Origin of the sequence: Arthrobacter sp. (genome assembly GCF_031988865.1) — a bacterium.
GTDB lineage: Bacteria > Actinomycetota > Actinomycetes > Actinomycetales > Micrococcaceae > Arthrobacter_B.
The window spans coordinates 1-3,704 of the sequence record NZ_DALZXY010000156.1 but is presented as its reverse complement, the minus strand read 5'-3'; the positions used below and the strand labels follow the sequence as shown (position 1 = coordinate 3,704).

The window sequence follows — 3,704 nt, the reverse complement described above, 5'->3', positions numbered from 1 at the left end:
CGGCGCTGCGCTCAGCACGCTCCCGCCGCCGCGCCGGCCGCATAGTGCTCTCCCGCGAGGAGGAGCTCCGCGGACAGCTGCGCAGCCAGGTCCTGGCTGAAGCCGGGCAGCTGAGAAGGGATCCGCGGTATCCCCGCCTGCTGGACGCACTGCGGAACCAGGCCCGGACGCTGCTCGGCCCCGATGCGCGCCTTGAAGAGGCACCTTCCGGCGGGATCACCGGCGTCCTCGGTTCGCGCAGCGTGGACCTTTCCCTCCCGGCGCTCGCCGAGTCCGCCCTGGATCGCCATGCCAAGGAGGTGCGGGACCTATGGCAGGAGTGAGCAGCGCCAATGCCCCCGGCCCGGAAGGTGCTGGCCCGGCACAGACTGGCCCGGCACAGACCGGTGTGGAACAAACCAGCTCGGCACAGACCGGCTCCGCAGCCCGGATCCGGCGGGTGAACGGGCCGCTGGTGGAGGTCAGCGGGCTGGACGACGTCGCCATGCTCGAACTCGTCGCGCTGGGCCCGGAACGCATCGCCGCAGAAACCATCGCGATCAACGGTACCGACGCCACCCTGCAGGCCTACGAGTACACCGGCGGGCTCAAGTCCGGCGACGAAGCCGCGGGCACCGGGCACCAGCTCTCCGCCCTGCTCGGACCCGGTCTGCTCGGCCAGGTGTTCGACGGGCTGCTCCGCCCGCTCTCCTCGGCGCCGATGTGGCTGACCGCTGACCGGGAGGACGCGGCAGAGGACCGCCAGGTCCTGGACCGGCAATGGAAGTTCGAGCCGCAGGCCGCCGTCGGGGACACCGTTTCACCGGGCGATGTGCTGGGCACCGTTCCTGAAGCCGGGAGCATCCAGTTCCGGGTCACGGTTCCGCCGGGCGTCTCGGGTGTCCTCAGCGCGGTGGCCACCGGGCCGCTCCGTGCGCTGGAGACGGCCGCCGTGGTCGGCGGCACCCAGGTTACCCTGGCCCAGCGCTGGCCCGTGCACCGGCCGCGGCCCGTCGCTGCGCGGCTCTCCGACGCCGTGCCGATGCACACCGGCCAGCGGGTGCTTGACCTGATGTACCCGCTGCCCCGCGGCGCCGCGGCCGCCGTTCCGGGCGGGTTCGGCACCGGAAAGACGCTGCTGCTGCAGCAGATCGCCAAATGGTCCGACGCCGACGTGATCATCTACGTGGGCTGCGGCGAGCGCGGCAACGAGATGGCCGATGTGCTGGACGGTCTGAGCCGGCTGGAAGATCCGCGGACGGGCGGAGCCCTGCTGGACCGGACCGTCATCATCGCCAATACGTCGAATATGCCGATGATGGCCCGCGAGGCGAGCATCAACACCGGCGTCACCGTGGCCGAGTTCTTCCGGGACATGGGCTACCACGCCGTCGTGATCGCCGATTCCACCTCCCGCTGGGCGGAGGCGCTGCGCGAGTTCGCCAACCGCAACGGCGACCTGCCGGCGGAGGAGGGATATCCGGCGTCGCTGGCCTCGGAGCTGGCCGCCTTCTACGAGCGCGCTTCCCTGGCCACCACGCTGGGAGGCGCGACGGCGTCGGTCACCGTGATCGGCGCGGTCTCCCCACCGGGCGGTGACATGAGCGAGCCCGTCACAACCGGGACCCAGCGCTTTGTCCGCTCGCTGTGGCAGCTGGACCGGGACCTGGCCTATTCCCGGCATTACCCGGCGGTTAGCTGGCGGGGATCCTTCTCCCGCGACGCCGAGGCCCTGGGCCGCTGGCATGCCGCGAACGGCGACCCGCAGTGGGCGGAGCGGCGGGCCCGCGCCAACCTGGTGCTCGCCGAATCGGACCGGCTGGCCGCGCTCGCGGAGATCATCGGCTCCGGCTCCCTCCCAGGCCATGAACAGATGATCCTGCTGGGCGGGCGGCTGCTGCGCGACGGCGTCCTGCTCCAGAACGCGCTCAGCGCGAATGACGGCTACTCTTCTGCCGCGAAGGGCTCGGCCCTGCTGGAGGCGGTCCTGGACACCATCCAAACCTGCCAGGACCTGGTCGCCGCCGGCGTCCCGGCGTCGAGCGTGGACTCCTACGACTTCTCCCCGCTGCTGCGGCTGCGGGAGGCGGCCGGGCCGTCCGACGCGGAAGGCGTGGCCGAACGCGCCGCCGCTTTCCTCACCGGGCTGAAGGAGCTGCGATGAATTCCGATCCACGGCATCTGGTCTCCCACAGCGACATCCGCGAACTCCGCGGACCGTTGATGGTCCTGGGCGACACCGCCGGCGTGGGCTGGGACGAGTTCGCCACCGTGGAGGTCCGCGGTGGCAGCGAGCGCCACGGGCTGGTCCTGGAGGTCGACGGCGACGAAACCGTGCTGCAGGTCCTGGAAGGCACCGAGGGCATGCGGCTGGGCGGAATTTCGGTGCGCTTCCAGGGCCGGCCGCTGCACATCCCGGTGGGCCCGCAATGGCTGGGCCGGGTCTGTAACGGGCGCGGTGAGCCGCTCGACGGCGGCCCGCCGGTGACCTCGGAAACTGTGGAGCCGGTCAGCGGCTGGCCGCTGAACCCCGTCTACCGGGTACCTCCGCAGGAAGCCGTGATCACCGGCGTCTCCGCCATTGACGCCCTGACCACCCTGGTCCGCGGCCAGAAGCTGCCGATCTTCTCCGTTCCCGGGCTGCCGCACCTGACCCTGGCCACCCAGATCGCCGCCCAATCCACCACCCAGGGCCGGAACTTCCGGGTGGTCTTCGCAGCCATGGGGATGACGCACGCGGACATCGCCTTCATCCGCGACCGGCTGGAGGAACGCTCCGCGGCGGGGGAATTGGTGCTGCTGCTTAACGCCGCTGACGACCCGGTGATCGAACGCATCCTGACCCCGCGGATCGCATTGAGCATCGCGGAGAACCTGGCCTATGAGGAAGGCAGCGACGTCCTGGTGGTGATGAGCGATATGACCAGTTACGCCGAGGCGGTGCGGGAAGTCTCCGCCGCGCGGAAGGAGATTCCGGCCCGCCGGGGCTATCCCGGCTACCTCTACAGCGATCTGGCCACCTTGTACGAACGCTGCGGCCGGGTCCAGGGCCGGGACGGATCGGTGACCGTGGTGCCCGTGCTGACCATGCCCTCCGGAGACATGACGCATCCCGTGCCGGACCTGACCGGCTACATCACTGAAGGGCAGGTCGTGCTTGCTCCGGACGTCGACGCGCGGGGAATCTACCCTCCCGTGGATGTGCTTTCCTCCCTTTCCCGGCTGATGCGCTCCGGCGCCGGGAAGGGACGCACCCGCGAAGACCACCTCGATGTCGCGGCGCAGGTCCTGGCGGCCATGGCGCGGGCACGGCAGGCCGCGGAACTCGCCGAGCTGGTGGGCCAGGCGGCCCTGGGCGAAGCGGACCGGGCCTACATTGAGTTCCGTTCCGTGGTGGAGGGCAAGCTGCTGAACCAGGGCCGGGAGGAATACCGCTCGCTGGAGGACACCCTGGCTCTGGCCTGGAAAGCCCTTGCCGTCCTGCCGCGGCGGGAACTGAGCATGCTCTCCCCCGAGTTCCTGGACCGTTACCTGCCCGGACCGGCCGGCGGAGAACAGTTGTGAGGGGGCTGCCGTGACCGGCACCGGCAGGGCCGCGCGGGCCGAGGTCGAACGGCGGCTGGAGACCGCCCGGCGCGGCGCCGAGCTCCTGGACCGGAAACAGAAGATCCTGCGGATCGCCATCGGGAAGCGGGCAGCCCGGACCCAGGAGAGCCGGCACCGCT

Annotated in this window: 3 protein-coding genes; all 3 read left to right on the top strand. The window is 70.9% G+C overall.

Annotated elements, in window-relative coordinates:
• Positions 1 to 323: hypothetical protein (locus RTN46_RS16695; RefSeq protein ID WP_312183094.1), on the top strand; the 323-nt coding region annotated here is incomplete at its 5' end.
• Complete coding sequence (locus RTN46_RS16690) at positions 311 to 2,143, top strand: V-type ATP synthase subunit A (protein WP_312183091.1); 1,833 nt, start codon at positions 311 to 313, stop codon at positions 2,141 to 2,143. The genes RTN46_RS16695 and RTN46_RS16690, both read left to right, overlap by 13 nt.
• Complete coding sequence (locus RTN46_RS16685; protein ID WP_312183088.1) at positions 2,140 to 3,543, top strand: V-type ATP synthase subunit B; 1,404 nt, start codon at positions 2,140 to 2,142, stop codon at positions 3,541 to 3,543. Before RTN46_RS16690 ends, RTN46_RS16685 begins: the two co-directional genes overlap by 4 nt.
• Positions 3,544 to 3,704 lie beyond the last annotated feature (161 nt).